Consider the following 25,751-nt stretch of genomic DNA (forward strand, 5'->3'; position numbering starts at 1 on the left):
TGTAGAAGCTAGGCGAGGGTTTCTGGGATGACTGTAATGATCATCCGTGTGGCTCCGACGGGCGTCGATCCCGTGACCTCACGATTTTCAGTTGTATGCGCCGGGTCTACGGGTGCTCGTGAGTGCTCGTTTGGCGCATGATTCCGCGGAAGTCGTGCTCGTTGGTGGTGGTTGGTCGTGGGTGGTTTCAGCCGGGTTCCCGGCCCGGGACCGGCCCGGATGCGTACGTTGAGGCGTCAGTCCGCGAGATGTTGGCCGGCTGAGCAGTAGCTGAAAATGCGCGCGCATTTGCGCCCGCATTCGTATACTGGACTCATGTCTTCCCTCACTTCAGTTCTGTCTTTCCGCGAGGCCCGTGGACAGCTTGGTCACGCCCTCGACACGTACCGGCACGGCGCAAATCCCGAGATCCTCGTTTTCGGCTCCCACCGAAAGGCTGAGGCTGCAGTCGTCCCGTATGCGCTCGTCGACCGACTGCTCTCGCGTGTTGATGACGAGGAGATCGCCGCGATCGTCCGTGAGCGTCGCGCCATGGCGAGTGAGCCACTCTCCACTGTCGCCGCCCGCTTTGGTATCGATCTCGACGCGGTATGAGCCTCGCGCTTGACGCCGTCAAGCCCGCGTTCGGCAACGACCTCGCCGACTTGGTCACAAGCGAAGGGGGTACGAGCGGGACACCGCACCCTCTCGCGCTACGTGTCATCGAACTCCTCAAGCTTGTCGCCAGTGGTGATCTGAGCGGCCTCCCGCTCGAGGAGCGCGAGGGAACCGCCGATCTGAGCGACTGCCGCAAGATCTATTTTGATCTCGACCCCCGCGAAGAGCGGCCGCGGTTCCGTCTGGTGTATCGCCTCCTTCCGAATGAGGCGCACCCCACCCGTGTCCAGGCCGTCGCCGTGGGGTACCGAGCCAGTCTTGACGCCTACGTGCGCGCAGCGCGCAACCTCGGGCGCCTCTAGCTGGGTCTTGCTATTCACCCCCGCCGTCGGCAGGTGCTTATTGCTAGAGCTCAGACCGCAATCCACTGGGCGTTGGCTCGCGGGACAATGTTCAGGCTGGGCACTATCAACTGATTGCTAAACACCACGTACTCGGAGCCGACGTGCTGTTTTTGGGCCGTGTGAGAGATGCTGAACTGCGCAGCGCGGAAGCCTTGGTAGAGCTCCGCCGTGATCTGTTCGGCTGTGTCGTAGGTCAGCAGCCAGGGGACGCTTGTGGTCGAAAGGTAATCAGCGAGGGCTGAGTGATCCTCGTACGACAACGAGTCGAGATAGAGGTTTTCGCCCTGAACTATGTACGGAGGGTCCACATACGCGAGCAGCGAGTTCCCGAGATCTTCGACTGTGGACATGAAGATTTTGGCGTCGAGCTGAGTGACGGAGACGCGTCGCCGATACTCGCCCAGCAAGGCGATCCTTTGCGCCAGATCTTCGCGGTTGAAACGAGCGTCAATCTTCCAATTGCCCGTTTGCTCGAGCCCCCCGATTGGACGTGCGGTCAAGATTCCCGATCGGTTGGTTCGGTTTAAAAAGAACGTGGCGAAACCGAGGGAAAGGTCGTCGTGATCTTGTGGATTGTCAAACACTGCTCGTTGCTTGTGCCACTCATCAACGGTCAATGTTGCCCGCGTAACGTGGCTGACAAGAGCATCAGTATCGAAGAAGACCGATCGCCAGAACGCGGCGATTCCGGGTGCAAGATCGTTGATGTGGATGGACTTCACGGTCTCGTCAACCAGTAGCTTCACAGCCGCTCCAGCTCCACCGGCGAATGGCTCTGCGTAGCTTCCTGGCCGAGTCGGTTGGCTGCGAATCAGCTGGGCAAGGTATGGCGCAAAGCGTGCCTTGCCACCTGGGTACCGCAGCGGGCTGACGTAACGGGAGGACATTACTTGACGCTGCCCAAGAGGCCATCTACGCCTTGCAGTACTGGCCGGAACGTCGCACTGAGATTGCGTACCTCCGCAGCGGTGGGGTCTCCGTAGAGATTGTGCACGAAAGCGTGAAGACTCTGGACCGCCATGCCGTCATTGTCTTGCGTTCGTGTCCACGCCATCTCAAGGGCTTTGTTGCGGTTGACCGGGTCATAACACTTGGGGTCTAGCGCGAGAAGGGCCTCCCGCACCTTCTTCTTAAGGGCGGCCGTTTCGGCGCCCACGACGACGTTCTTTTCGATCCCTTCTGAGACGACAAGCTCAAGCAGAATTCGAATCAAAACGGCCGCGACCTGAGGCGAGTCGTCGATATTGATCTTCTGGGCGCCCTTGAGCAGCTTGTTGATGCGAGCGTTGACGTGGGGGAGTTTGAGTCCGTGGAAGATCACAGGCTCTGCCTTCTGTGACTTCGGCGCACTCGACGCAGCCGCCGAAGAGGGCTCCCCCGCCGTGGCCTCGGCAGACGCTGATGGCTCCTCCTGGTCCGGTGCGGAGGTGCCTACCTGCGCTCCCGCGATCTGAGGCGTGGCGAGCTTCTTGCTCCGGTCTGGGAGCGAGTCGTGTCGATCGCGGATGAATGCGGCGCGCTGCTCCTTGGTCTTGATTTCCGTAACGGTGAGCTTGCCGGCCAGGTCCGCGAAAATGCGGCGGAATCCGTCTTGCAGGTCGATGGTCGAGTAGTAGAAGACGATGTCGTCTCCCTCGAAACCGAAACCAAAGTCGGTCCTCACATCAGGGTCAGCCACAAGTCGCCCCAACGTGGTGAGCTTGTTTCGTCGCACCCTCTCCACGTCAGCCAACAGCGCGATGTCCTGCGGAAATGCCGCCTCGACCGCGTCGCAAAAGATTGTGGCGCGATCTGCCTGCGAGCCGCGCTTCCGGCTGAAGTTGTTCGCCTGCCAAGACGCCCATTCGAGCACACCGACTCCGTCGTTCTCGCCGGTGTGCCGCAGTCGGATCCAATGTTTGGCGGCGTCTCTATCCGCTGCCAGGTACACGTCCATACTCGTCGGTGCGGTGCCAGACTTCGCGATGTCCTTAAACCTCTTTACAAGGTCAAGCTCGAGTTCCGCGGCCGCAGGTCCAGCAAGCTCTGGGTTTGCGAGCAGTTTGAGGGACGCAAGTCGACGATTTCCTTCGATGATGACCAGATCTCCGTCCTCGTTGATGGCCACGGGAATCTCGGTCGGATTCAGGCTCCCCTGTGCGGTGATGTCCTTCGCGAGGTTGATCATCTTTGCGGGGGCGTCCAGGAGAAGCGCGGTGATGGCGTCGTCCTGACCCGACACGCCTTCGGCGAAGCGCGGGTTGGTCTCATCCAGCAGCAATCCACTGATCGGCTCGTTCTGGGTCATGCGGTGCAACTTTCCATCAGGTGTTGTCGTCAACTGACGACGGCTTCACATCAAGTTAGAGCAAACCGGCCTGCGGGTTCGTGTTGCCGAGGAGCGCGCGGACCGCAGCGGAGCGAGGACCGCACGCACCGCAGGCACCACGAACCCGCAACGCCGGCCGCAGGCCGGCCTTGAACGAGTAAAGAAAGTTCTCACAGCTACTCGTCGGATGCAGAACGGCGCGCGGCGGCCGGAGTTCCGGGGAAGACAAGTGGGCCAACTTCGATCCCTGTCGGGGCGCCGAGGCTTACGTCGATGATGCTCCGCGCTCGCTCGGGGGTCAGCGATGTAAAGGCCGAAGTCAGGTGCTCGACGGTTGCCTCTCCGTCGATTAGCGCACGGACTGAGTCCTCTACTTGATCCGTGTAGCGGCGAATGAGGCCTTGAGTAGATGTGTTCTGTGCTTCGGCGATGGCGCCCACGCGCGGGCGCGGCTGGTGGATCTTGTGCGCGTATGCACTGAGTGCGCTGCGGAGGTCTCGAGATGCTGCCTGCACTCGCTCAGTCGCTTCGAGGGCGGTGACCAACCGGGGCTCCGCGTCCCCGACATCGCTTGGCCAAGGGATGCTGACCAACTTGTCTTCGCCTGCTCGGACTTCCTCGGTAAACGCGCGCACGAGCGCGACAAAGGGTTCCGGGACACGACCCCAGTGCGGGTGTTGAGCGGCAGTTTCTCTGCCGACGCGAGCGTCAGCCATGGGGCAACGCTACCGCATTTGTAACGACCTTGTTGTGTATCTCACATGCCTTACAACTACAAACAAATGTTTGACAAGGTCGGGTGTTGGTGGGATTCTGGGGCCACCAAGTTCCAACCGAAAGGACAACCCCATGGCAATCCAGTCAGCAATCCCGGTCAACTTCGATGCCTTCTTCCCCCGCGGCGCCTTCGTCGTCGGCGAGGTCGAACCCATCGTCAAGTGGTCCGACGACGGCGAACGGCAGGGGCAAGACCTCGATAAGAACTCCGGCCACCCCCTGTGGCAGGTTCGCGTCATCGACGCCGACCCCGATGCGCGGAAGGGGCAGGGCGAGGTCACGGTCAAGATCGCGAGCATCTCCGAGCCCCAGCTGCCTCCTGAGCTCAACGGGCTGCCGTTCCGCCCGACCGTGTTCGAGGGGCTCACGGTGACGCCGTACGTCAAGGAAGGGCAGGGGCGTCCTCGCGTTGCCTACTCGCTCCGCGCCCGCGAGATGAAGCCGGCGCCGAAGCCCCGCGGGGCCGAGTAATGCGCACCGGCGTGCCGCGGGAACTGCGCAGCTGGGGCGACGAGATCGGCATCCTGTTCCGTCGCTGGTGGTGGATCGCCGCACTCGTCCTGATCCTGTCGTGGTTGCCTCCGGTGCCTGCCATGCAGGCGGCATTCACCGCGGGATGCCTGGCGGTGGTCGCATTCCTAGGCGTCTGGGTCGCGATCACGGCGCATCGGATGCCCCGGCGGTCGGATGAGAAGTGGAAGCGGGATGTCTCTCGTAACGTCCTCGCGAGTTGGACCACAGTCGCGGCGAGGGTCGGTCTGAGCGTTCCGGGCCACGGCACGACTGGTGCGGTGGTTCCCGCGATCAGCACGCCCGTTTGGAACGGCTGGACTTGCGCGGTCGGCGTCTCTCTTCCGCAGGGCCTCGGTCGCGAGCACCTTCAAGCTCAGGCCGACCTCCTCGCACAGGCGTTCGCGGCCCGCCGCGCGACCGTTCACGGCGAGCACATCGGTGCGCTGGTGCTGCGGCTCGAGTACGCCGATGCGCTCGAGCATCCGTTCAGCCTCGAGCTGCCTGCCGGCTGGGACGGGAAGAGCATCCCCATGGGCAAGGACGCGACCGGCTCAGTGTGGTCGCTGCGCCTCGGACCGCACACGCTCGTCGCCGGCTCATCCGGAAGCGGCAAAGCGTCAGTCGTTTGGGGCCTGCTCCTGGGGCTGGCCGAGCCAATCCACCGCGGACTCGTCGAGGTCTGGGGGATCGACCGCAAGGGCGGAATGGAGCTGGCGCTCGGTCGCGCCTTGCTAACACGCTTCGCTGCCGACGCTGAGCGCTCGGTCATCCTTCTCGAGGATGCCGTCGCCGCGATGCAACAGCGGGCGAACGAGCTCGCAGGCAAGACCCGGCAACACACCCCGAGCATCGAGAGCCCGACGGTCGTGGTGCTGATCGATGAACTTGCTGCACTCACCGCCTACGAGACCGACCGAGATCTGCTTCGGCGAGCCAACTCCGCGTTGGCGACGCTCGCCTCTCGGGGCCGGGCGGTCGGGTTCATCGTGTTCGCCTGCCTCCAAGATCCGCGGAAAGAGACGCTGCCCGCCCGAGGCCTCTTCACACAAACCGTCGGACTCCGCCTTCGCGACCGCATGGAGACCGCGATGGTGCTCGGTGATGGAGCAGTCGCCGCAGGCGCTCGCTGCCACGAGATCTCTCCCGCGACACCGGGTGTCGCTTACGTCCTGCCCGAAGACGGCAGTCCTCCGGAACGCGTGCGCGCTGGCTTGATCACCGACGACATGATCCGCGACGTCGCGTCGCGCTTTGCCGCACCGCGGCAAGTGCCTGTCGTCATCCCCGAAGCGCCCGCGCCCGGAGAGCGTCAACCCCGCACACCCCGAGCGCCGCGTGCACAGCGACGCACCTCCCGAAAGGAATCAGCATCATGAACCGGCTCCCTGGCTCCGCATCCATCCTTGTTGTTGGCGTCTGCGCCGCGCTTGCACTCTCAAGTTGTGCCACACAGCCCGACGCCACCTACGGTGCGCCGAGCGACGTGGCAAGCGAATCGCGACCCGCGCACCTGCTCGCCCCGTGCAACCTGGGGGAGAAGTGGGACCAGACCCCGAATGCTCAAGGTCGCGCGATACGACGCCCCAGCTGTCGACGACAGCCTGCTCGAGATCTATGGACCGGTCGTCGCCAACGACTCGTGCACGGATGCCGACATCATCAGGTGGCAGGAACTTCGTCGAGACACTGGCGACAGCGACCTCATCTGCCGCATCACGTACTACGACGACGACCTCTCCGGTCTCACGTATCCGATCGGCTGTGCGGTTCCCGTTTTGGTGGTGACCGATGCGTCTCGATGAGTCTGTCGCGCGCCGACTCCGCAGCGATACCTACGACCGATGGATGCACAACGTCGGCGCAACCGGCTACTGCCACAACCCGGTGCGACTCGTCGGATCGTCGGCGACGCTTCACGAGGCATCCGGCGAGGTGCTCTCGGAGTACTCCTCGGCAAACGAACCGGACGGCATCACCTTCACCCGGTGCGGCAACCGCCGTGCGACGCGGTGCGAGTCGTGCAGCCACGAGTATAAGGGCGACACCTGGCACATGATCATGGCTGGCGCCGCGGGCGGCATGAAGAAAGTGCCCGAGGACGTCGCCGAGCATCCGATGGTCTTCCTCACGCTCACGGCTCCGTCCTTCGGCGCCGTGCACACCACTGCGGCCGATCATCGTGCCGGCCTCTGCGAGCACGGTAATCCGAGAGGATGCCGTTGCCACCACGACACGGATGATCCCCGCCGCGGCGACGCCGTGTGTGCCGAGTGCTACGACTACGTCGGTCACGTCGTCTGGCAGTATCACGCTCCCGAACTCTGGCGACGATTCACGATCGGTCTCCAGCGGGAGCTGGCCCGCTCACTCGGACTTACCCAGCGAGCCGCCGCCCGCGTCGTGCGACTGCAGTTCGCCAAGGTCGCCGAGTTCCAGCGCCGCGGGGTCGTGCACTTCCATGCGATCGTCCGGATCGACGGCGTCGATCCCGAACAGGCATACCCTCCGCCGCCCAGGTACGTCACGACTGAACATCTCCTGCGGGCGATCAGTGCTGCCGTCCGTAAGACACAGCTGGTCGCTGCTCCGCTCATGGAGGAGGAGCAAGGGCGCACGCTGGCGTGGGGGAAGCAGTTTGATGCGCGAGCGATCGTGCGTCGAGGCGATGACTACGGAAATCTAGGGGAATCTAGCGAATCACTAGACTTCGGGCCGCTCTCGGATAGGGCAGTCGCCGCCTACATCGCGAAGTACGCGACCAAAGCGACGGAAGACCTCGAGCCCACCGGTGCCGGCCGCGAACACATTAAGCGGATCAAGTCGACGGTTCGGGAGCTCGCCGTCGGCGAGGATCCTGGTGGCCCATATGGGCAGCTCCATCGCTGGGACGGGATGCTCGGCTTCCGCGGTCACTTCTCCACCAAGTCGCGCCGCTACTCGATCACGCTCGGCTCTCTCCGCGGCGCGCGCCGGACGTGGCGTCTGAAGCATCTCCTCGCGAAGACGAAGCCGGCCGAGGACATTGATCCCTCCGAGGTGTTGGTCATCGGCTCGTGGGCTTACGCGGGCATGGGTTGGCTTACCGACGGCGACAAAGCGCTCGCAAGAGAGGCAGCGGATGCCGCTCGCCAATGGCGCCAGGACCGCGCGCGAGATCGCAACAACCCACCCACCGAAAGGAGCACGTCATGACCACTCACGCCATTGCCGACGACCCGGAGATCGATGTCTTCGATCATGCCGAGCCGAACGGATACCTGACTCGACGGGAGGCCGCTGCTCTCTGCAGGGTTCCCCTGTCGACCTTCGACTCGCTGCGGCGACAGAACCGCTTCCCGTTCCCCGACGCGCACATGGGCAAGCACATGCTCTGGCGGGCGTCCACGGTCGCCGCATTCCTCGAAGCTGGCGGTACTCGCGGTGTCGGCTGAGCGGGGTGAGCGGATCGACCCGAAGACCCGGCGCCCGCTGCCGGAGGGTGTCCGCTTCCGGAAGGACCGCGGCAAGTACCAGGTGCGCGTCTGGGCGATCGGCCTGAACGGTGAGCAGCGTGAACGATCCTTTTACGTGGAGACTCTCGCGGAGGCGAAGAAGCTGCGCGCCGAAACGCTCACGCGCCGCTACCCCGACGGCGACATGACGCTCGCGCAGTGGCATTCGCGTCACTGGCCCGTGATCGCGGGGAGTGTACGCGCGTCGACCGCACGGGCCTACGAACGCGGCTGGCGACTGCGAGTGAAGCCCTGGCTCGGCCATGTAAAGCTCGAGAAGCTTACGGCGGGCGTTATCGAAGAAGCGATCGCAGGCTGGGAGGGGAGCGTTTCGACGCGGATCGATGCTCTCGCCGTGCTGAGCCGGCTGCTCGACGGTGCCGTGCGCGCGCACCTCGTGCCGCTGAACCAGGCGCGCCTCGCTCGTCGCCCGAAGTCCGAGTCGACGACGAGTTTGCGATCGCGCGCGTTGACGGCTGCGGAGGTGCCGACGCTTCTCGCGGCGATCGATGATGCGCACTATCGGCGCTACATCGCTGCTCTCGTCTACACCGGCATGCGCGCCAATGAGGCGACCGCACTGCGCATGGAAGATGTCGATCTTGCGCATCGGACGATCCACGTGCGCCGAGCTTTCAGCATCGGTGCGGACGGCCGCGGGGTCGAGCTGACCCCGAAAAGCCACAAGGAGCGGGACGTGCCGATCCCGACGCCGCTCGTCGCTCCGCTGACCGCCGCGATGGCCGGCAAGCACCGCGGCGACCTCGTGTTCACCGGTCCTCGTGGGGGACGGATCAATGCCTCCAACGTGCGGCGCGCGATCGACTGGAAGACGCTTCGTTCGAAGCTGCACCGCGACGATCTCCGGCTACACGATCTGCGCCACACACTCGCGACGATGCTCTTTGACGCCGGCGCCTCGGCAAACGACGTGCAGGCAGTGCTCGGTCACTCGAGCATGCAGATGACTGACCGCTACAGCCGCGCTCGCTCCGACGTCGCGAAGCGGGCGGCCGCCGCAATCGACTCGCTGTTCGGCTCAGGCCTCGGTCAAGCTGAGAGAGGCGGCGACTCATGACAATCATTCGGAACGAAGACGGCACCATGACGCTCGGCGCTGACCGGCTGCCAGGCAGCGTATGGGGCTCCAACTTGCGAGCGATCCTGCCGACGTCCAGGTGGGTAGCGCTAAGTCGTAGAACTGCAGAGCGCGCCGGTCGACTGTGCGAGGTGTGTGGTCAGCCGTCGTTCTACGGCGAGGGTACGCGGAATCCGGACTGTCACGAGATCTGGGCCTTCGACGAGGTGGAATCGCGTTCGGTTCAGCGACTCGTGGGCGTAATCGCCCTGTGCGGCGCCTGTCACGAGACGCAGCACTCCGGGCTGGCGGAGCTGAATGACCGGTGGGAGTCCGTCATCACGACCCTCTGCCGAGTGAACGGGTGGGATCGAGCGGATGCCGAGGCAGACATCGAGCGATCTCGCGAACGCTACCGCGACCTGTCGAACACCGAATGGGATCTGGATCTCACGCTGCTAGGTGGGTGGGTCGCGCTCGACGGGTACTCGGATCTCCGGATCCCGTCCGCGGATCGTGCAAACCTGGGGAACACGCTCGACAAGACCAAGCGGAAGCTCTCGCTCATAGTCGGAGCCGAGATCCCCGACCCTATCTGGAGGTGGTGAAGTGAGTGGGTCCAACTCCGAGTTCTCGACAGCGATGGAGGTGGTCCGTGCCGCCGAACGCGGCATACTCTCGCGCGAGCAGCTGGTGCGGATTCTTGGGTCTTGGGACTACGAGCCGCAACACAGATCGATCGGTCTTGCCGACGACTGGGAGTTGCGCGACAACAGCTTCGATGCCGTCGTGCACGCGTTCACCAGCTCCTTGATCGACGGAGGGGACTACGAGTGCATCGTCGGGCGGTTGGACGGCGCTGAGCTCGGTGCGCAAAGTTTGAACGGACGTGGCGCTTCATCGGCGTCGAGCGACTGAGGCATCCCTCTTAGCGACACGGCTAGTTTGGATCCATGTCCCCGCGCCCATCTCGGCAACAGCTACTCCCGTGGATGCTGCGATTCGTGCAGGACAAGGAGCACGCGGACGGAATCCGCGTTCTCGACGAGCACGCGTGGGACTTCCGTGTATTAGGGGGACTCATCGAGCGAGTGCGCAGGGCGGCGCGTGCGTACTTGTTGCTGGAGAAGCGCGGATACGCGGCGGAAGGTCGGGCGCTGGTCCGCAGCGCGCTCGAGCACGCGATCACGGCACAGTGGGCATTCCTCGTACCAGATGGCATCTCGCGCCTTGAGGTTGGACTGCTTGTCGCGCGCGCTTCCTATGCTGATCGATCACGAGACCCCGAGGATGCCGAGTGGGATGAGGTCGTTTCAAACATCAGATCTCAGATCCCACGAGACGCGATGGGCAAGCAGCTCCCCGGAATGCCGAAGTTCACCGGCCGGGACGGCATCATCGCCCAGCTCGATCAGACTGGTTATCTCACCAGGTCATACATGGTCCTTTCGCGAGCAGGTCATGTTACTGATCAGGCAGTAACCGACTACTTCGTAGAGGAGGAGGACGGGGTGGTAGCTGTTGCGACCGCGCCGTCCGAGGCTCACGACCTCGACGTGTTCCACACTCTCGCGACGAGTTGTTGTCTTGCCGCCTGGATTCTTGCGCGGATTGAAGGTGACAAGCGGGGACTCGAACTCGCCGCTTCTCAGGGGCTTCTTTGGCGTCTGGATACGCACCTCCCTCCAGAACGGCGCCGATTTCCGAACGAGGAGGAGTGACGCGCGCTCGAGCAATCTTCTGCGCCAGCGACACAAGAGGCGGATACAGGCATGTGCAGCTATCCTGATCGGTTATGAAAATCCAGGATCCAGACAGAGTGGTCGTGCTTGGCGGTATCGAGTACGACGTCGTTTTTGCGTCTGAGGTTGGTGACGAGCGGCGTGCTGAGCTGGATCTACCCGCGCGCGGCACGGGTTGCTCGTGCATCGTCTGCGTCTGCGAGAACAAAGCAGATGCTGGCTCCGTCGCGCATCCGATGTGCGGTTGCTGCCTCGCTGATTGCCCCGACGTGCACCCGGCACAGCAGCCGTAGGGCGATCATGACGAGGGAGAACTGGATCTACGAGCGGTCGGACGATGGAGCGGCGCGGTTCGTGCTGGGCACGCGAGGCGACAACCCCTTGGTGTGCTTCGGGATCAACCCGAGCACCGCGGAGCCGGGGGCTCTCGACCCAACGGTTAAGCGCGTCGCGCGATTCGCCGAAGACAATGCTTTCGATAGCTGGACGATGCTGAACGTCTACCCTCAGATCTCCACCGATCCGAAGCTGATGGACCACACCCATCGCGAGCAGCTGAAGCTCAAGAACGAGACTCACATCGCTCGCGTGATCGACGGGCGCCCGCTCACGGTCCTTGCGGCGTGGGGCGGGCTGATTACCTCGCGACCGTACCTGCGGCCGCTCCTTCAGGACATCGTCGCGGGGACGGCGCTCGCCCGATGCCGTTGGATGTCCCTGGGTGCGCCGACGAAGGAAGGGCACCCTCGGCATCCGCTCTATGTGAGGGCGGATGTCCAGCTCGAGGCGTTCGATATTGACGAGTACGTCGTTGATTGAGAGGTCTGCCCGAGGGCGACTTGTATGCGTTGTCGCTCAGCGGACTTGCTGAAGCAGGTCGTCCCACGCTGCCCGGAACCTGTCGGTGAGGTCGACTCCCCGAGCTGTTGTCGATCTGACCTGGCCGACTCGCACCACCACACCATTCGTATGCGCGCGGTGCTTGCCAGCGTGCTGGACGTCCTCCGCAGTCAGCTCGCGTGCTGCCAGCACGCCACCTCGATCACCATCGATCAGGAGGAAGGCGCCGACGTCGAAGCCGAACGACCTGATCGGCGAGAAGACCGCCGATGGGCTCGTGTCGGATCTGATCACGCGAACCTTGACCTGTACTTTCCGACCGTCTTGCGCGACGAGATCGTAAGACTTCTCAGAGTTCGGGGCCAGCAGGCCGTCGTACACGATGGCGGCACAATACTCGGCGAGGTCTCCGATGGGAGCGTTATTGGTGCGCACGAGTCCACGAAGCCGCAACTCCGCCAGGATGCCGGCGTAGCGCTCGAGTAACTGACCGACCGATACGGTTGCGAGATCGTCGCCACCCGCCGAAGCGGCCGGACGGATAAAAGGTATCTGATGGCCACCGCTGAAGTGCTGGCGCACGAGATCAGCCTGCTCAGCGCTGAGAACCCAAGCGCTCCCAGCTTCGACGGGGTGTCGCCAGTTCTGGCGTCGCATCCATGCTCGGATCGTCTTCGAGTCGACCGTCAGTTCGTCAGCGAGCTCTCGGACTGAAAGAGGAGGTAGGGCCACATTCGAACCGTATCGGAGCCCTCACCGGCCCCAGACCGGCCCAAGCTGCCGTCGCGGCTGACGAATCAGCACCCTCTCCGGGCGTTTCGACTCGCTTCGCTCGCTACGGGCCGGGGGATCGCAGCCTCGTTCGCGGGATTGCAAATCGGCTCTCACCAGGGAAAAGACGAAACCCCCGCCATGTAGAAGCTAGACGAGGGTTTCTAAGGTGACTGTAATGATCACCCTGTGGCTCCGACGGGCGTCGATCCCGTGACCTCACGATTTTCAGTCGTGCGCTCTACCAACTGAGCTACAGAGCCGAGCGACATGTCTGCCGCTTCCTAGACGAAAGGCCTCCTCGAAAGAAGGCCCGTCGCTATGGAGCGACCCTGACGGGACTTGAACCCGCGACCTCCGCCGTGACAGGGCGGCACGCTAACCAACTGCGCTACAGGGCCATGCATTTTCAATTGTACTTCACCGGAGAGTGACCCCAACGGGATTCGAACCCGTGCTACCGCCGTGAAAGGGCGGCGTCCTAGGCCGCTAAACGATGGGGCCGGATGAGCCTGAAACCTTGCGATTTCATCCTCGCTTGCCGACGACCGAGCCTACTTCACAAACTTCGAGATTGCCAATCGAGGGCGTGGCGTCCCCCCTCCGCGCGTGTCGGGGGCGCAGGATGGGCCGCGACAGCGGGAACTCGCCCTGTTGTACGTGTGACTCGTGTTGCTACTGTTAGCCGAGTTGCGACCCGGTGAGATGAGGTAGCCCGTGACGCTCGTACCCCCTGATCAGACCGACGACTGCGGCTGCGCCCCCACGGCCAGTGAGCAGCGGCGTTTGTGGCCCACCTTCGACAGGCGCAGTGCTCTGAAGTACGGCGCTCTCGGTGCGGTCGCCCTCGGCGCTTTCGGCGCAGCGACGTCCGGCTTCAACTCGCCCGCCGTGGCCGCCGACTACCCCTCGTGGGACGACGTGCAGGCCGCCAAGGCCAACGAGGCCGCGAAGGCCGGTGAGATCTCTCGCATCCAGGGGTTGATCCAGGGACTGCAGTCCGAGGTCGCCCGCACGCAGGCCGAGGTGCAGGCGCGCTCCGACGAGTACTACGCCGCGCAGCAGGCCTACCAGGACGCGGACTACCGCGCCCAGCTCATCCAGCAGCAGGCAGATGCCGAAGCCGCCAAGGCAACCGATGCCGCCAGCAAGGCCGGCAAGGTCGCCGCCCAGCTGTACCGCTCCGGCGGCGACGACACCTCTCTCGACCTGTTCTTCTCGGGCTCCGCCGCTTCGGCCGACGACCTGCTGGCCAAGCTCGGCACGATGGACAAGCTCCTCGAGCGCAACAAGTCGGTGTACGCCTCGGCTGTGGCGGCCCGCGACAACGCGAAGAACCTCAGCAACCAGGCGAACGACGCCCGCGCCGAGCGCGACCGTCTGAAGACGATCGCCGAAGACAAGATGGCCGCGGCTCAGCAGGCGGCCCAGGCCGCGCAGGAAGCCCTCGCCGCCCAGCAGGCCAACCAGGCCGTGCTCGAGGCGCAGCTCGCCGCGCTCCAGGACACCACCGCCAAGACCGTCGCCGAGTACCAGGCGGGCGTTGAGGCTGAGCGCAAGGCGCGCGAAGAGCGCGAGCGCAAGGCGCGGGAAGAGGCTGCGGCCCGTGACGCGGCTGAGCGCGCGCGCCGCGAGCAGGAAGCCCGCAACAACCAGAGCAACAACAGCGGCGGCGGCGGTGGCGGTGGCGGCGGAGGCGGCGGCGGTGGAGGCGGCGGCGGCGGCGGAAGCGTCGGCGGCTCCGGCTGGGCTCGCCCCTCGTCGGCCTACACGTCGTCGGGCTACGGCCCCCGTTCCGGTCAGTGCAACTCGAGCTACTGCGCGAGCACCTGGCACCTCGGCCTCGACTTCGGCGCCAGCTGCTGGTCGCCCATCTACGCGGCAGCTTCCGGCCGCGTCACCTACGCCGGCCGCAACGGCGGCTTCGGAAACTACATCCGTATCGCTCACGACGACGGCTCGGGCACCGGTTACGGCCACATCGTCGACGGCGGCATCTACGTCTCATACGGTCAGCGCGTCGAAGCGGGCCAGCAGATCGCCGCGACCGGTCAGACCGGCAACTCGTTCGGCTGCCACCTGCACTTCGAGGTCTACCCGCCGTCCGGTGGGACCACCGACCCCGCGCCCTGGCTGCGCGCCCGCGGCGTCTCGGTCTGACACCCCTCGATTTATACGAGAAGCCCCCGGTCAGCGGACCGGGGGCTTCTCGCGTTCTGTGGATCAGAGCGTGTTGGGAGCCTCGCCCGAACCCTGCGTCTTGGTCTGCGCGTCGTGCTCGTCGAAGCGGGTGAACGCCTCGCCGACCAGGCGCTCGGCCTCGGCGGCACCGGCCCACTCGTCGACCTTGACCCACTTGTTGGGCTCGAGGTCCTTGTAGTGCTCGAAGAAGTGCGTGATCTCCTTCTTGGTCCACTCGTCGATGTCGCTGACGTCCTGGATGTGGTCCCAGCGCGGGTCCTTCGCGAGCACGGCCACGACCTTGTCGTCGCCGCCGGCCTCGTCGCTCATCTTGAGCACGCCGACGGGGCGCACCTTCGCGAGGATGCCGGGGTGCAGCTCACGGTCGAGCAGCACGAGCACGTCGAGCGGGTCGCCGTCTTCGCCGAGGGTGTTCTCGAAGAAGCCGTAGTTCGCGGGGTAGCCGAACACCGTGTAGAGGATGCGGTCGAGGTAGACGCGGCCGGTGCCGTGGTCGACCTCGTACTTCACGCGGCTGCCGCGGGGGATCTCGATGACGGCGTCGTACGCGCCCATACTCGTGCTCCTTAGATCTGTGGATTTCCGCGGCCCAGCCTAGTCGGAGGCCGCTGCGGACCGGAGTCGGACCCCCGCTAGCGTGGAGACATGGATCACCGCCCAGGGCTCGACCCGTCCGTCGCCGAGGTGCGCCGCGCCGTCCGTGCCGCTCTCGGTCGCGTCGACGGACCCGTCGTGGTGGCGCTGTCGGGCGGCCCGGATTCGCTGGCCCTCGCGGCGGCCACCTCGTTCGAGGCGGCCCGCGCCGGCATCCTGGCCGAGGCCGTCGTCGTCGACCACGGACTGCAAAAGGGGTCGGATGCCGTGGCGGCGGCCGCCGCCGAGAAGGCGCGTGCTCTCGGTCTCGGCGCCCGCGTCGTCCGCGTCGAGGTCGGGTCGACCGGTGGCCCCGAGGCAGCGGCGCGGACGGCGCGCTATGCGGGTCTCGCTGCGGCGGCCGCCGAGATCGGGGCCGATGTCGTCCTGCTCGGGCACACGCTCGACGACCAGGCCGAGACCGTCCTGCTCGGTCTCGCGCGCGGTTCCGGGGGGCTGAGCCTCGCCGGAATGCCCACGCAGAGGCGGGATGCCACGGGCCCGGTCTGGGCGCGCCCCCTGCTCTCGGTGCGCCGGCGCACGACCGTCGCCGCCTGCGCAGCCGAGGGGCTGGAGCCGTGGACCGATCCGCACAATGCGAACCCCGCGTACTCCCGGGTGCGCGTGCGCGACCGGGTGATGCCGGTGCTCGAGTCCGAGCTCGGACCCGGTGTGGCCGAGGCCCTCGCCCGCACCGCCGAGCAGCTGCGCGAGGACGCCGATGCGTTCCAGGACATGATCGACGAGACCATCGAGGACATCGTCGAGCACGCCGAGGCGGGCATCTCGATCTCGGTCGCCGCGCTCGCTGCGAACCCGGCAGCCCTGCGCAACAGGATCGTCCGCTACGTGGTCGACAGCGAGTTCGGCGTCTCCCTGTCCCGCGCGCAGACTCTCGAGGTCGCCCGCCTCGCCACCGACTGGACGGGGCAGGGGCCCATCGATCTTCCCGGATGCCTCGCCCGCCGCGTCGGTGCGCGCATCGAGGTCGTCGCGCGGACGGCATCCTGATTCCGCCGACGTAGACTTTCCCAATGCGCGCCGCCGACATCTCCGACGACATCAGCGAAGTCCTCCTCACCGAGGAGCAGATCCACGAGAAGCTCGGGGAACTCGCGAAACAGGTGGCCACCGATTACGAGGGGCGCGACGTCGTCCTCGTGGGTGTGCTCAAGGGCGCGGTCATGGTCATGGCCGACTTCGCGCGTCACCTTCCCATCCACGTGTCGATGGACTGGATGGCGGTGTCCTCGTACGGCGCGAGTACGCGCTCGAGCGGTGTGGTGCAGATCCGCAAGGACCTCGACACCGACATCACGGGTAAGCACGTGTTGATCGTCGAGGACATCATCGACTCGGGCCTCACCCTCAGCTGGCTGCTCGAGAACTTCGCCTCGCGCGGTGCCGAGTCCGTCGAGGTGCTCGCGCTGCTGCGCAAGCCCGACGCCATGAAGGTCGAGGTCGACTGCCGTTACGTCGGTTTCGACATCCCCAACGACTTCGTCATCGGGTACGGCCTCGACTACGCCGAGCGCTACCGCAACCTCCGCGACGTCGCGGTGCTCGCCCCCCACGTCTACTCCTGAGAGCACCTCGACCGCACGACGCCGGGCGGGTGGCATCCCGAGCCTTGTACGCCCATGACGAACGCACAGGCCCGGCATAGTCCGTGGGCGTTAGCCTGTTGCGACCGCATTTCTGCGGAGGATCACGAAAGGGCTGGGCTCGCCCACCATGAATTTCAAGAAGATCACGCGAAATCCGATCATCTACGTTCTGCTGGTCGGTCTGCTTCTGGTCATCGGTTTCTCCCTCATCTCCAACCTGAGTGGTGCCCGTCAGGTCTCCACCAAGGAGGGCTTGGACCTGCTCAAGGGCGGCACCGTGAGCCAGGTCGTGACGAACGATCCCGATCAGCGCGTCGACCTGAAGCTGTCGCAGCCCTTCGAGGGCGCCAACGACGTGCAGTTCTACTTCAGCCAGGCCCGTGCGAACGAGGTCGCGAGCGCGATCGACGCGGCGAACCCCTCCGACGGCTTCAACGACGTCGTGCCCAAGCCCAGCTGGTTCGACAGCATCCTCGGCCTGATGCTGCCGCTCGTCCTCCTCGGTCTGCTCTTCTGGTGGCTGCTCTCCAGCGCCCAGGGCGGCGGTAGCAAGGTCATGCAGTTCGGCAAGTCGCGGGCAAAGCTCGTGACGAAAGAAACCCCCACGGTCACGTTCCGGGACGTCGCGGGCTCCGACGAGGCCATCGAAGAGCTCGACGAGATCAAGGAATTCCTCAAGGACCCGAAGAAGTTCGAGGAGGTCGGCGCCCGCATTCCGAAGGGTGTCCTGCTCTACGGCCCTCCCGGAACCGGCAAGACCCTGCTCGCCCGCGCCGTCGCCGGCGAGGCCGGCGTGCCGTTCTATTCGATCTCGGGCTCGGACTTCGTCGAGATGTTCGTCGGCGTCGGTGCGAGTCGTGTCCGCGATCTGTTCAACCAGGCCAAGGAGAGCTCCCCGGCCATCATCTTCATCGACGAGATCGACGCCGTCGGCCGCCATCGCGGCGCCGGCATGGGCGGCGGTCACGACGAGCGCGAGCAGACGCTGAACCAGATGCTCGTCGAGATGGACGGATTCGACCCCAAGGTCAACGTCATCGTCATCGCGGCGACCAACCGCCCCGACATCCTCGACCCCGCCCTGCTGCGCCCCGGTCGCTTCGACCGTCAGATCGGTGTCGATGCTCCCGACCTGAAGGGTCGCCAGCGCATCCTCGAGGTGCACGGTCGCGGCAAGCCGCTCTCGGACTCGGTCGACCTCGAGGTCGTGGCTCGCAAGACGCCCGGCTTCACCGGCGCCGACCTGGCCAACGTGCTCAACGAGGCGGCCCTGCTGACCGCCCGCTCCAACGCGCAGCTGATCGACAACCGCGCCCTCGACGAGGCCATCGACCGCGTGATCGCAGGTCCCCAGCGTCGTACCCGCGTGATGAAGGACAAAGAGAAGCTCATCACGGCGTACCACGAGGGAGGTCACGCCCTGGCCGCCGCCGCGATGAACCACACCGACCCCGTCACCAAGGTCACGATCCTCCCGCGCGGCAAGGCGCTCGGATACACGATGGTGCTTCCCCTCGACGACAAGTACTCCGTCACCCGCAACGAGCTGCAGGACCAGCTGACGTACGCGATGGGCGGCCGTGTGGCCGAGGAGATCGTCTTCCACGACCCCACCACGGGTGCGTCGAACGACATCGAGAAGGCGACGAGCATCGCTCGCAAGATGGTCACCGAGTACGGCATGACCAACGAGGTCGGCCCGGTCAAGCTCGGCGGCTCGTCGGGCGAGGTCTTCATGGGTCGCGACATGGGCCACGGCCGCGACTTCTCGGAGCGCATCGCCGAGCGCGTCGACGCGCAGGTGCGGGCGCTGATCGAGCAGGCGCACAACGAGGCCTACCAGGTCATCAACGACAACCGCGAGGTGCTCGATCGTCTCGCGCTGGCGCTGCTCGAGAAGGAGACCCTCGACCACAACGAGCTGGCCGAGATCTTCACCGACGTCAAGCGCCTGACGCCGCGCCCGCAGTGGCTGTCGTCGGGGGATCGTCCGGTGTCGGACCAGCCGCCGATCGAGGTGCCCCGTCGTCAGCAGCCCGCCGGCATCGCGGCATCCACCGAGGCGGAATCGCAGGCCGCGACGAAGGCGCAGGCCCGTCCGAGCGGACAGACGCGCCCGGCCACCGCCTGAGGCGCCGTGGCCGTCGATCGTGAACGCGTCGCCGTCCTGGTGCGAGAGCTCCTGGAGGCGATCGGGGAGGACCCCGATCGCCCCGGGCTTCGCCAGACTCCGACGCGCGTCGCCGACTCCTGGGCCGAGTTCTTCGGGGGAGTGAATCAGGATGCCGGCGCCCCGCTGCAGCACACCATCTCGGTGTCGCGCGGGCCGGCGCCCGACACCCTCCCCTCGGGAGCCGTGATGCTGCGCGACATCGCCTTCCGGTCGATGTGCGAGCATCACCTGCTGCCGTTCCGGGGCCGCGCGCACGTCGCCTATCTTCCGGGTGAGGAAGTGGTGGGCCTCGGGGCGCTGCCGCGGGTGATCGACATCCTCGCCGCCCGCCCGCAGGTGCAGGAGCGTCTGGGCGAGCAGGTCGCCGACACGATCGCCTCGGCGCTCGATGCGCGCGGCGTGCTCGTCGTCCTGGACGCGGTGCACGAGTGCGTCACGATGCGCGGTGGGCGCCAGCTGGACGCCTCTACGGTGACGATCGCCGCGCGCGGAGCGTACGGCGACCCCGCCGCCCGGGCCGAGCTCGTCGCGCTGATCGGGGCGCGCGCGTGACCCTCATCATGGGGATCGTCAACGTCACCCCCGACTCCTTCAGCGACGGGGGACGCTTCCTCGACCCCGATGCGGCCCTCGCTCACGCGCGGCTCCTCCGTGAGCAGGGCGCCGAGATCCTCGACGTCGGCGGGGAATCGACCAGACCCGGCGCGGAGCGGGTGGCGCCGCGCGTCGAGCAGCAGCGCGTGCTGCCGGTCGTCGAGGCACTGGCATCCGAGGGCTCGTTCGTGAGCATCGACACGATGAACGCCGCCACGGCGGTCGCCGCAGTGAGGGCTGGAGCTCGCCTCGTCAACGACGTCTCGGGTGGACTCGCCGACCCCGACATGCTCGCCGCGGTCGCCGAGACGGAGGCCGAGATCGCCCTCGGCCACTGGCGCGGGCCGTCGGCCGAGATGTACGCGCGGGCCGACTACGCGGACGTCGCTCGAGAGGTCTCGGCGGAACTCGCCGAGCGGGTCGAGGCTGCTGTGTCCGCGGGCATCGACCGGTCGCGACTGGTCGTCGATCCCGGTATCGGTTTCGGCAAGCGGGGGGCGCAGAACTGGCAGACGCTGCGCGCGCTGCCCGAGATCGCCGAGCTCGGAATCCGCGTCCTGGTGGGGACGAGCCGCAAGAGGTTCCTCGCGGAGGTGATTGGCGACGACGCCGACCTCGCCCGTCGCGATCTCGCCACCGCTGTCACGAGTGCGCTGTCCGCTCGCTCCGGTGCGTGGGCCGTCCGCGTGCACGATGTGCCGACCACCCGCGACGCGCTCGCCGTCGCCCACGCTTGGGAGGCCTGATGGATGCCGATCGGATCACACTGACGGGGGTGCGCGCCGTGGGCCACCACGGGGTCTACCCCGACGAGAAGCGCGACGGGCAGGAGTTCGTGGTCGACGCGACGCTCTCCCTGTCGCTGCGACGGGCGGCGGAGACCGACGACGTCGCCGACACGGTGCACTACGGCGAGCTCGCCGAGCGGCTCGTCGAGATCGTCGAGGGCGATCCGGTCGACCTGCTCGAGACGCTGGCCCAGCGTTTGGCGGACGCGGTTCTCGCCGACCAGCGGGTGGATGCCGTCACGATCACCGTCCACAAGCCGCAGGCGCCCATCACCGTCGCCTTCGGTGATGTGGCCGTGACCATCTCGAGGTCCCGATCGTGAACGTGCGGTTGGCGCACGGGATCGACGGAGCTCCGCGTCCCACGCCCGTGCACGCGGTCGTCGCGCTCGGAGCCAATCTCGGGCAGCGACAGGAGACCCTCGCGGCGGCTGTCGACGAACTGCGGCGGTTGCCCCTCACCACGCACGTGCGCGTCTCTGCTCCGATCGAGACGGTGGCCGTGACGCTCCGGGGCGAGGACGAGCACGCGCCTCGGTATCTGAACGCGGTGGCCGTCCTCGAGACGCGTCTGTCGCCGGGCGAGCTGCTCGCGTCGCTGCACCGGATCGAGGCGCGGCACGGCCGCGTCCGGCGGGAGCGCTGGGGCGACCGGACCCTCGATCTCGACCTGATCGCCTACGGCGACGAACGCATCGACCGCGACGACCTCGTCGTCCCGCACCCTCGCGCGCACGAGCGGGAGTTCGTGCTCGCGCCGTGGCTCGACGTGGATCCGGATGCCGAGCTCCCCGGCCGCGGACGCGTCGCCGATCTGCTCGAGAAGCTGAGCGGAGGAGTCGCATGAAGCGCACGGGCGCCGGCATCCTCACGATCGCCGTCATCGTCGGGCTGGTCGTGGGGTTCTTGCTCGACACCTCGCTCACCGCCATGGGGCGTTCGACGTTCGCTCCCGCGGCGAGCTTGCCCACGATCCTCGCCCTGCTCGGTGCCGTGATCGTGGTCCTCGCCGTGCCGGTCTATCGGTCGACGCGCGGGCGGAGCCCCCGTCGGATCGATCCGTTCCACGCCCTGCGGATCGCGATGCTGGCGAAAGCGTCGTCGATCCTCGGGGCAGCCGCGGCGGGATTCGCGGGCGGTCTGCTCGCGTTCCTGGTGAGTCGGCCCGTGGTGCCCTCGGTAGGCTCGATGGGATCGATCATCGCGACACTCGTTTGCGCCGTCATCCTCGTCGTCGCGGGACTCGTGGCCGAGCAGCTCTGCACCATCCGGAAGGACGACGATGACGACGCCCCAGGGAACACCCCCGCAGGACCCGTGGGGATCTGACGTTCCGCAGACGCAGGCGGGGGTCTCGGAGGGGGTCGCGGCCGAGCGATCTCGTGCTCCTCGTGCGGATGCGGACCCCTCCGACGCTCGCCCGGCCGACGCTCGCCCCGCCGACGCTCGACGACCCGCCGAGGGCGATCCAGCGGCCGACGAGGCCGTCCTCGGCGTGGGCACGTACGATCGCATCCTCGAACCGCGCTCGGAGCGTCGCCTGCCCCTCGGAGAGGGCACGTGGCATCAGCTGGCCCGCGCGTACGTGCGGGTGCAGCTGATCTCGCAGGGGGCGGTGTTCGTCCTGGTGCTGGCTGCCGCCGTCGTCGTGCAGGTGCTCACGGGATTCATGTGGCAGTGGATTCCGGCGGGAGTGGTTCTGCTCGTCACCGTCATCGGGCTCGTCATCACGCCGCGTCAGGCGCGCTCCTTCGGCTATCAACTGCGTCGCGACGACCTCGTGTTCCGTCGAGGAATCTTGTGGCAGCGGGTGGTGGCGGTGCCGTACGGCCGCATGCAGCTCGTCGACATCACCCACGGCCCCCTCGACCGGGGCTTCGGCATCGCCCAGCTGAAGCTCGTCACCGCTGCGGCGTCAACGGGCGTAACCATCCCCGGGCTCACCCAGGAGGCGGCCGAACAGCTGCGCGACACGCTCGTGGCCGTCGCCGAGACCCGCCGGACCGGGCTGTGACCGATCCGGACACGGCGGGCTCGCCCCCGGAGTCGCAGCCTCGGCAACGGACGATCGTCCGGTCGCCGTACAGCGACGGGGAGTGGCATCGGCTCCACCCTCTGACGCCGTTGTTGCGCGGTGGGCTCACCCTTCTTGTGCTCGTGGGCGTCATCGTGGCGAACCTGCGGGAACGTCTCGTCGAGTGGATCTTCCCGGTCTTCACCGATCTGCCCCCGGGGGAGCTTCCCCCCGACCCGGTCGATTTCCTCCTCGCGAACAATCTGATCCTCATCGCGGCGGCTGCGGCTCTCGTCGTGCTCATCGTGCTGCTGGTGCTGTTCCGGCTGTCCTGGCGGTTCCACACCCTGCGCATCGGCGAGGACGACGTCGAGGTGCGCTCGGGCGTGCTGTTCCGCACACACCGGCGCGCTCCGCTGGACCGCGTGCAGGGGGTCAACCTGACGCGTCCGATGGTCGCCCGTCTCCTGGGGCTCGCGAAGCTCGAGGTGGTCGGCGCAGGCCTCGATGCCAACGTCAAGCTGGAGTACCTCTCGGGCAAGGATGCCGAGGCCATCCGCGGCGACATCCTCCGCCTTGCGTCGGGGCGGCGTCTCGCCGAAGCGCGAGCAGAACCCGGTGGACGCTCGTCCCTCGCTCGGCAGGCGGCCGAGGCCGTGGGATCTGGCCTGCAGGGGATCGTCGACGGGGAGGACCTCTCCGACGCCGAGCCGGAGAGCATCGTGCGTATTCCGTTCGGCCGGCTCGTGGCATCCCGTGTTCTGAGTGGATCGAGCCTCATCCTCATCGCCTTCGTCGTCGGGATCGTCGTGGCCGCGTCGGTGTCGACGCTGTGGCTGCTGTTCACGATCGTTCCGATGTTCCTTGCCTTCGGCGCGTACTACGTGCGGTCGATCGCCCAGGGGCTGCGGTACTCCATCGCCCCGACCCCCGACGGCGTCCGCGTGACGTTCGGTCTGTTCACGACGGTCTCGGAGGTCGTGCCGCCCGGCCGCGTGCACGCGATCGAGGTGCGACAGCCCCTGATGTGGCGTCCGTTCGGATGGTGGGCGATCTCGGTGAACCGTCTCTCGGGGCGGGCCTCGACCGACACGAGCAACGATCAGCTGGCGGCGGTGCTCCCGATCGGAACGCGCGCCGATGTCGAGCGCGTCCTGCGGATCCTCGCCCCCGGCCTGTCGGCCGACGAATGGACACTCGTGTTCCGTGACGGCATCCTGGGTCCGGTGGATGACGACCCGTACGTGACGACCCCGAGACGCGCTCGGTGGCTGCGCCCGCTGTCCTGGCGCCGTAACGGAGCGCTGCTGACCACCGACGCGTTGCTGATGCGTCGCGGGTGGGTGTGGCGTTCGCTGAGCATCGTCCCCCTCGCTCGACTGCAGTCGATCGGCTTGCACCAGGGGCCGCTCGCGCGCGCCACGGGGACAGCCACCCTCATCGCCCACGTGATCGCCGGCACCGTGCAGACGTCGGTCGGTGTTCTCGACCGCGACGACGCCCTGGGGCTGTTCGAGCGGACGGCTCGAGCCGGCGTCGATGCGGCGGCGATCGACCGCACCCACCGGTGGGCCGGATGAGCCCCGGTCGTGACGGACGCCTCGGCGTCGGGGTGATCGGGGCCGGACGCGTCGGGCCGGTCATCGCGGCGGCATTGGCGGGAGCGGGCCACGCCCTGACGGGGATCACGTCGGGCTCCGACGACGACCGCGTCGAGGCGATCCTGCCGGGACTCCCGGTGCTCACGGCCGACGAGGTCGCGCGACGCAGCGAGCTCGTGGTCGTGGCGGTGCCGCACGACCAGCTTCCGGGTCTGGTCTCGGGTCTCGCTGAGGTCGGCGCCTGGCAGCCCGGCCAGCTGGTCCTGCACACCGACGCCGCGTACGGGTCGCGGGTGCTGGATCCCGCCGCCCGTAGCGGTGCGATTCCGCTGGCCATCCATCCCGCCATGGTCTTCACGGGAGTGTCGTCGATCGATCTGCGCCAACTCGCCCAGTCGTATGCCGCCGTCACGGCCCCCGCTCCGGTGCTGCCGATCGCGCAAGCGCTCGCGGTCGAGCTCGGGTGCGAACCGGTCTTGGTCGCCGAGGACGATCGGGCGACGTACGCCGAGGCCATCGCGACGGCGACGGAGTTCTCGCGTTCGATCGTGCGCCAGTCGTCGGCGCTCTTGGATCGCATCGGGGTCGAGAATCCCGGCGCGTACCTGTCCGCGCTCGTCCGATCGAGCGTCGACCAGGCTCTGGTCGAGGGCGGGCGCCGCGACGACCTCGACGGCACCGCTACGATCGACGGATGATCCGCACCCTCGAGGATCTGCGCACCCGACTCGGACAGATCCGAGGCGCAGATCGATCGGACGCCGGCCCGAGCGTCGCCCTGGTATCGACCCTCGGTGCTCTGCACGACGGTCACGTCGACCTGATCCGCGAAGCCCGCGACCTCGCCGACGTGGTCGTGGTGTCGACCTTCGTCAATCCTCTGCGCTTCCGCACGGCCGACGACACGGCGGCTTATCCCCGCTCGCCGGAATCCGACGCGCGGGTTCTCGCCGACCTGGGCGTGGATGTCGTCTTCGCTCCCACGATCGAGGTGTTCCTCCCGGCGGGGACGGCCACGACGCGCGTCTCGGCGGGCGATATCGGTCTGCGTTACGAGGGTCGCGTGCGCCCGTTCTACTTCGACGGGGTCCTTACCGTCGAAGCGAAGCTCTTCCACCTCGTGCGCCCCGACGTCGCGGTGTACGGCGAGCGCGATCTGCAGCGCATCTTCCTCGTGCGTCGGATGGTGCGCGATCTCGACTTCTCGATCGACATCGCGACGGTGCCGACCGTGCGGACCGACGACGGCCTGCCCGTGTCGAGCCGTGTGGCGCTGCTCGATGCGGCCGATCGGCGCGCGGCCGCGGCTCTTCCGCGCGCCCTCGAGGCGGCGGCATCGAACTCCGATCTCGGGGTCGATGCGTGCATCGCGGCGGCTCAGTCGTCGCTGATGGGCGAGCAACGCATCACCCTGGAATACCTGAGCGTGGTCGATCCCGAGACCTTCCTGCCCGTGGACGACGGGCACCGCGGTCGCGCGTTCGCCCTCATCGCCGCCACCGTGGGCGGCCACCGATTCATCGACAACGCCGAGATCTCGCTGCGCTGACGGCGGTCGCCCCGGTCGCGACTCCGGGGCGGTCGGGGACGACGAATAGACTGGGGGAGACCCCGAGGA

General features: G+C 66.7%; 29 protein-coding genes and 3 tRNA genes. 25 read left to right on the forward strand and 7 right to left on the reverse strand.

What is annotated here, in order from left to right; genetic code table 11:
* Positions 1 to 315 precede the first annotated feature (315 nt).
* On the forward strand, positions 316 to 594 hold the full coding sequence (locus QE416_RS07075; protein WP_307314753.1) for a hypothetical protein: 279 nt from the start codon (positions 316 to 318) through the stop codon (positions 592 to 594).
* A complete protein-coding gene (locus QE416_RS07080; protein WP_307314754.1) occupies positions 591 to 959 on the forward strand; it encodes a hypothetical protein in 369 nt (122 codons plus the stop codon). Before QE416_RS07075 ends, QE416_RS07080 begins: the two co-directional genes overlap by 4 nt.
* Positions 960 to 1,009: 50 nt before the next feature.
* Here the strand turns inward: QE416_RS07080 and QE416_RS07085 are convergent, their stop codons facing one another.
* Both QE416_RS07085 and QE416_RS07090 read right to left on the reverse strand, forming a co-directional pair.
* Positions 1,010 to 1,888 carry a DNA adenine methylase gene (locus QE416_RS07085; RefSeq protein WP_307314757.1) on the reverse strand — a complete coding sequence of 293 codons (879 nt, stop codon included), beginning with the start codon at positions 1,886 to 1,888 and terminating at the stop codon, positions 1,010 to 1,012.
* Positions 1,888 to 3,288, reverse strand: coding sequence for a hypothetical protein (locus tag QE416_RS07090; protein WP_307314759.1), 1,401 nt, complete (start codon positions 3,286 to 3,288; stop codon positions 1,888 to 1,890). Before QE416_RS07090 ends, QE416_RS07085 begins: the two co-directional genes overlap by 1 nt.
* A gap of 870 nt (positions 3,289 to 4,158) precedes the next feature.
* On the opposite strand from QE416_RS07090, the gene QE416_RS07095 reads away from it, so the two are divergent.
* The 10 genes from QE416_RS07095 to QE416_RS07140 all read left to right on the forward strand — a co-directional run bounded on the left by QE416_RS07095 (position 4,159) and on the right by QE416_RS07140 (position 11,729).
* Positions 4,159 to 4,557 (forward strand): plasmid replication, integration and excision activator, encoded by a 399-nt coding sequence (locus tag QE416_RS07095; RefSeq protein WP_307314761.1) that lies wholly within the window; start codon positions 4,159 to 4,161, stop codon positions 4,555 to 4,557.
* On the forward strand, positions 4,557 to 5,975 hold the full coding sequence (locus QE416_RS07100; RefSeq protein WP_307314764.1) for an FtsK/SpoIIIE domain-containing protein: 1,419 nt from the start codon (positions 4,557 to 4,559) through the stop codon (positions 5,973 to 5,975). The genes QE416_RS07095 and QE416_RS07100 overlap by 1 nt, the downstream gene beginning before the upstream one ends.
* 180 nt (positions 5,976 to 6,155) lie before the next feature.
* Complete coding sequence (locus tag QE416_RS07105) at positions 6,156 to 6,401, forward strand: hypothetical protein (protein ID WP_307314766.1); 246 nt, start codon at positions 6,156 to 6,158, stop codon at positions 6,399 to 6,401.
* 43 nt (positions 6,402 to 6,444) lie between these two features.
* On the forward strand, positions 6,445 to 7,791 hold the full coding sequence (locus tag QE416_RS07110; RefSeq protein WP_307314768.1) for a replication initiator: 1,347 nt from the start codon (positions 6,445 to 6,447) through the stop codon (positions 7,789 to 7,791).
* Entirely contained in the window at positions 7,788 to 8,030 is a 243-nt protein-coding gene (locus tag QE416_RS07115) for an AlpA family transcriptional regulator (protein ID WP_307314770.1), read from the forward strand. Before QE416_RS07110 ends, QE416_RS07115 begins: the two co-directional genes overlap by 4 nt.
* Complete coding sequence (locus tag QE416_RS07120) at positions 8,020 to 9,168, forward strand: site-specific integrase (protein WP_307314772.1); 1,149 nt, start codon at positions 8,020 to 8,022, stop codon at positions 9,166 to 9,168. The genes QE416_RS07115 and QE416_RS07120 overlap by 11 nt, the downstream gene beginning before the upstream one ends.
* Positions 9,165 to 9,776 (forward strand): hypothetical protein, encoded by a 612-nt coding sequence (locus tag QE416_RS07125; protein ID WP_307314776.1) that lies wholly within the window; start codon positions 9,165 to 9,167, stop codon positions 9,774 to 9,776. Before QE416_RS07120 ends, QE416_RS07125 begins: the two co-directional genes overlap by 4 nt.
* Position 9,777: 1 nt before the next feature.
* Positions 9,778 to 10,086: a hypothetical protein gene (locus QE416_RS07130; protein ID WP_307314778.1), complete on the forward strand. Its 309-nt coding sequence runs from the start codon at positions 9,778 to 9,780 to the stop codon at positions 10,084 to 10,086.
* A 74-nt stretch (positions 10,087 to 10,160) separates the two neighbouring features.
* Complete coding sequence (locus tag QE416_RS07135; protein WP_307314780.1) at positions 10,161 to 10,889, forward strand: hypothetical protein; 729 nt, start codon at positions 10,161 to 10,163, stop codon at positions 10,887 to 10,889.
* Positions 10,890 to 11,210: 321 nt separating this feature from the next.
* Positions 11,211 to 11,729 (forward strand): DUF1643 domain-containing protein, encoded by a 519-nt coding sequence (locus QE416_RS07140; protein WP_307314782.1) that lies wholly within the window; start codon positions 11,211 to 11,213, stop codon positions 11,727 to 11,729.
* A 36-nt stretch (positions 11,730 to 11,765) separates the two neighbouring features.
* Here the strand turns inward: QE416_RS07140 and QE416_RS07145 are convergent, their stop codons facing one another.
* The 4 genes from QE416_RS07145 to QE416_RS07160 all read right to left on the reverse strand — a co-directional run bounded on the left by QE416_RS07145 (position 11,766) and on the right by QE416_RS07160 (position 13,025).
* Positions 11,766 to 12,332: a hypothetical protein gene (locus tag QE416_RS07145; protein WP_307314785.1), complete on the reverse strand. Its 567-nt coding sequence runs from the start codon at positions 12,330 to 12,332 to the stop codon at positions 11,766 to 11,768.
* A 379-nt stretch (positions 12,333 to 12,711) separates the two neighbouring features.
* Positions 12,712 to 12,784: transfer RNA gene (locus tag QE416_RS07150), tRNA-Phe, on the reverse strand.
* Between the two features lie 64 nt (positions 12,785 to 12,848).
* Positions 12,849 to 12,922: transfer RNA gene (locus QE416_RS07155), tRNA-Asp, on the reverse strand.
* 30 nt (positions 12,923 to 12,952) lie between these two features.
* Positions 12,953 to 13,025: transfer RNA gene (locus tag QE416_RS07160), tRNA-Glu, on the reverse strand.
* A 213-nt stretch (positions 13,026 to 13,238) separates the two neighbouring features.
* Between QE416_RS07160 and QE416_RS07165 the strand changes: the two genes are divergently transcribed.
* A complete protein-coding gene (locus QE416_RS07165; RefSeq protein ID WP_307314787.1) occupies positions 13,239 to 14,681 on the forward strand; it encodes a M23 family metallopeptidase in 1,443 nt (480 codons plus the stop codon).
* A gap of 63 nt (positions 14,682 to 14,744) precedes the next feature.
* Here the strand turns inward: QE416_RS07165 and QE416_RS07170 are convergent, their stop codons facing one another.
* Positions 14,745 to 15,278, reverse strand: coding sequence for an inorganic diphosphatase (locus QE416_RS07170; RefSeq protein ID WP_307314789.1), 534 nt, complete (start codon positions 15,276 to 15,278; stop codon positions 14,745 to 14,747).
* Between the two features lie 90 nt (positions 15,279 to 15,368).
* Between QE416_RS07170 and tilS the strand changes: the two genes are divergently transcribed.
* The 12 genes from tilS to panC all read left to right on the forward strand — a co-directional run bounded on the left by tilS (position 15,369) and on the right by panC (position 25,682).
* A complete protein-coding gene (tilS, locus tag QE416_RS07175; RefSeq protein WP_307314793.1) occupies positions 15,369 to 16,367 on the forward strand; it encodes a tRNA lysidine(34) synthetase TilS in 999 nt (332 codons plus the stop codon).
* Between the two features lie 23 nt (positions 16,368 to 16,390).
* Positions 16,391 to 16,942, forward strand: a complete 552-nt coding sequence (hpt, locus tag QE416_RS07180; protein WP_267789290.1) for a hypoxanthine phosphoribosyltransferase — start codon at positions 16,391 to 16,393, stop codon at positions 16,940 to 16,942.
* 148 nt (positions 16,943 to 17,090) lie between these two features.
* Positions 17,091 to 19,094 (forward strand): ATP-dependent zinc metalloprotease FtsH, encoded by a 2,004-nt coding sequence (gene ftsH, locus QE416_RS07185; protein ID WP_307314797.1) that lies wholly within the window; start codon positions 17,091 to 17,093, stop codon positions 19,092 to 19,094.
* A gap of 6 nt (positions 19,095 to 19,100) precedes the next feature.
* Positions 19,101 to 19,688, forward strand: coding sequence for a GTP cyclohydrolase I (gene folE / locus QE416_RS07190; protein ID WP_267789291.1), 588 nt, complete (start codon positions 19,101 to 19,103; stop codon positions 19,686 to 19,688).
* Complete coding sequence (gene folP, locus QE416_RS07195; protein ID WP_307314802.1) at positions 19,685 to 20,476, forward strand: dihydropteroate synthase; 792 nt, start codon at positions 19,685 to 19,687, stop codon at positions 20,474 to 20,476. The genes folE and folP overlap by 4 nt, the downstream gene beginning before the upstream one ends.
* Positions 20,476 to 20,841, forward strand: coding sequence for a dihydroneopterin aldolase (folB, locus tag QE416_RS07200; protein ID WP_307314804.1), 366 nt, complete (start codon positions 20,476 to 20,478; stop codon positions 20,839 to 20,841). The genes folP and folB overlap by 1 nt, the downstream gene beginning before the upstream one ends.
* A complete protein-coding gene (gene folK, locus QE416_RS07205) occupies positions 20,838 to 21,365 on the forward strand; it encodes a 2-amino-4-hydroxy-6-hydroxymethyldihydropteridine diphosphokinase (protein WP_307314805.1) in 528 nt (175 codons plus the stop codon). Before folB ends, folK begins: the two co-directional genes overlap by 4 nt.
* A complete protein-coding gene (locus QE416_RS07210) occupies positions 21,362 to 21,847 on the forward strand; it encodes a DUF3180 domain-containing protein (RefSeq protein WP_307314808.1) in 486 nt (161 codons plus the stop codon). Before folK ends, QE416_RS07210 begins: the two co-directional genes overlap by 4 nt.
* A gap of 166 nt (positions 21,848 to 22,013) precedes the next feature.
* The gene (locus tag QE416_RS07215) at positions 22,014 to 22,532 is read left to right on the forward strand and encodes a PH domain-containing protein (RefSeq protein ID WP_307317882.1); all 519 of its coding nucleotides are present in this window, start codon (positions 22,014 to 22,016) and stop codon (positions 22,530 to 22,532) included.
* Positions 22,529 to 24,112, forward strand: a complete 1,584-nt coding sequence (locus QE416_RS07220) for a PH domain-containing protein (RefSeq protein WP_267789295.1) — start codon at positions 22,529 to 22,531, stop codon at positions 24,110 to 24,112. The genes QE416_RS07215 and QE416_RS07220 overlap by 4 nt, the downstream gene beginning before the upstream one ends.
* Positions 24,109 to 24,831: a DUF2520 domain-containing protein gene (locus QE416_RS07225; protein ID WP_307314811.1), complete on the forward strand. Its 723-nt coding sequence runs from the start codon at positions 24,109 to 24,111 to the stop codon at positions 24,829 to 24,831. Before QE416_RS07220 ends, QE416_RS07225 begins: the two co-directional genes overlap by 4 nt.
* Positions 24,828 to 25,682: a pantoate--beta-alanine ligase gene (gene panC / locus QE416_RS07230; RefSeq protein ID WP_267789297.1), complete on the forward strand. Its 855-nt coding sequence runs from the start codon at positions 24,828 to 24,830 to the stop codon at positions 25,680 to 25,682. The genes QE416_RS07225 and panC overlap by 4 nt, the downstream gene beginning before the upstream one ends.
* Positions 25,683 to 25,751 lie beyond the last annotated feature (69 nt).

The sequence above is a fragment of the Microbacterium sp. SORGH_AS_0421 genome, from assembly GCF_030818635.1.
Taxonomy (GTDB): Bacteria; Actinomycetota; Actinomycetes; order Actinomycetales; family Microbacteriaceae; genus Microbacterium.

Bases quoted from the DNA above. Each gene is read 5' to 3' on its own strand.
- QE416_RS07135 (WP_307314780.1), top strand. From the start codon at position 10,161: ATGCTGCGATTCGTGCAGGACAAGGAGCACGCGGACGGAATCCGCGTT.
- QE416_RS07080 (WP_307314754.1), top strand. From the start codon at position 591: ATGAGCCTCGCGCTTGACGCCGTCAAGCCCGCGTTCGGCAACGACCTC.
- panC (WP_267789297.1), top strand. From the start codon at position 24,828: ATGATCCGCACCCTCGAGGATCTGCGCACCCGACTCGGACAGATCCGA.
- QE416_RS07095 (WP_307314761.1), top strand. From the start codon at position 4,159: ATGGCAATCCAGTCAGCAATCCCGGTCAACTTCGATGCCTTCTTCCCC.
- ftsH (WP_307314797.1), top strand. From the start codon at position 17,091: ATGAATTTCAAGAAGATCACGCGAAATCCGATCATCTACGTTCTGCTG.
- QE416_RS07110 (WP_307314768.1), top strand. From the start codon at position 6,445: ATGCACAACGTCGGCGCAACCGGCTACTGCCACAACCCGGTGCGACTC.
- QE416_RS07090 (WP_307314759.1), bottom strand. From the start codon at position 3,288: ATGACCCAGAACGAGCCGATCAGTGGATTGCTGCTGGATGAGACCAAC.
- QE416_RS07105 (WP_307314766.1), top strand. From the start codon at position 6,156: ATGCTCAAGGTCGCGCGATACGACGCCCCAGCTGTCGACGACAGCCTG.
- tilS (WP_307314793.1), top strand. From the start codon at position 15,369: ATGGATCACCGCCCAGGGCTCGACCCGTCCGTCGCCGAGGTGCGCCGC.
- hpt (WP_267789290.1), top strand. From the start codon at position 16,391: ATGCGCGCCGCCGACATCTCCGACGACATCAGCGAAGTCCTCCTCACC.
- QE416_RS07210 (WP_307314808.1), top strand. From the start codon at position 21,362: ATGAAGCGCACGGGCGCCGGCATCCTCACGATCGCCGTCATCGTCGGG.
- folB (WP_307314804.1), top strand. From the start codon at position 20,476: ATGGATGCCGATCGGATCACACTGACGGGGGTGCGCGCCGTGGGCCAC.
- QE416_RS07085 (WP_307314757.1), bottom strand. From the start codon at position 1,888: ATGTCCTCCCGTTACGTCAGCCCGCTGCGGTACCCAGGTGGCAAGGCA.
- QE416_RS07125 (WP_307314776.1), top strand. From the start codon at position 9,165: ATGACAATCATTCGGAACGAAGACGGCACCATGACGCTCGGCGCTGAC.
- QE416_RS07115 (WP_307314770.1), top strand. From the start codon at position 7,788: ATGACCACTCACGCCATTGCCGACGACCCGGAGATCGATGTCTTCGAT.
- QE416_RS07225 (WP_307314811.1), top strand. From the start codon at position 24,109: ATGAGCCCCGGTCGTGACGGACGCCTCGGCGTCGGGGTGATCGGGGCC.
- QE416_RS07100 (WP_307314764.1), top strand. From the start codon at position 4,557: ATGCGCACCGGCGTGCCGCGGGAACTGCGCAGCTGGGGCGACGAGATC.
- QE416_RS07140 (WP_307314782.1), top strand. From the start codon at position 11,211: ATGACGAGGGAGAACTGGATCTACGAGCGGTCGGACGATGGAGCGGCG.
- QE416_RS07075 (WP_307314753.1), top strand. From the start codon at position 316: ATGTCTTCCCTCACTTCAGTTCTGTCTTTCCGCGAGGCCCGTGGACAG.
- QE416_RS07170 (WP_307314789.1), bottom strand. From the start codon at position 15,278: ATGGGCGCGTACGACGCCGTCATCGAGATCCCCCGCGGCAGCCGCGTG.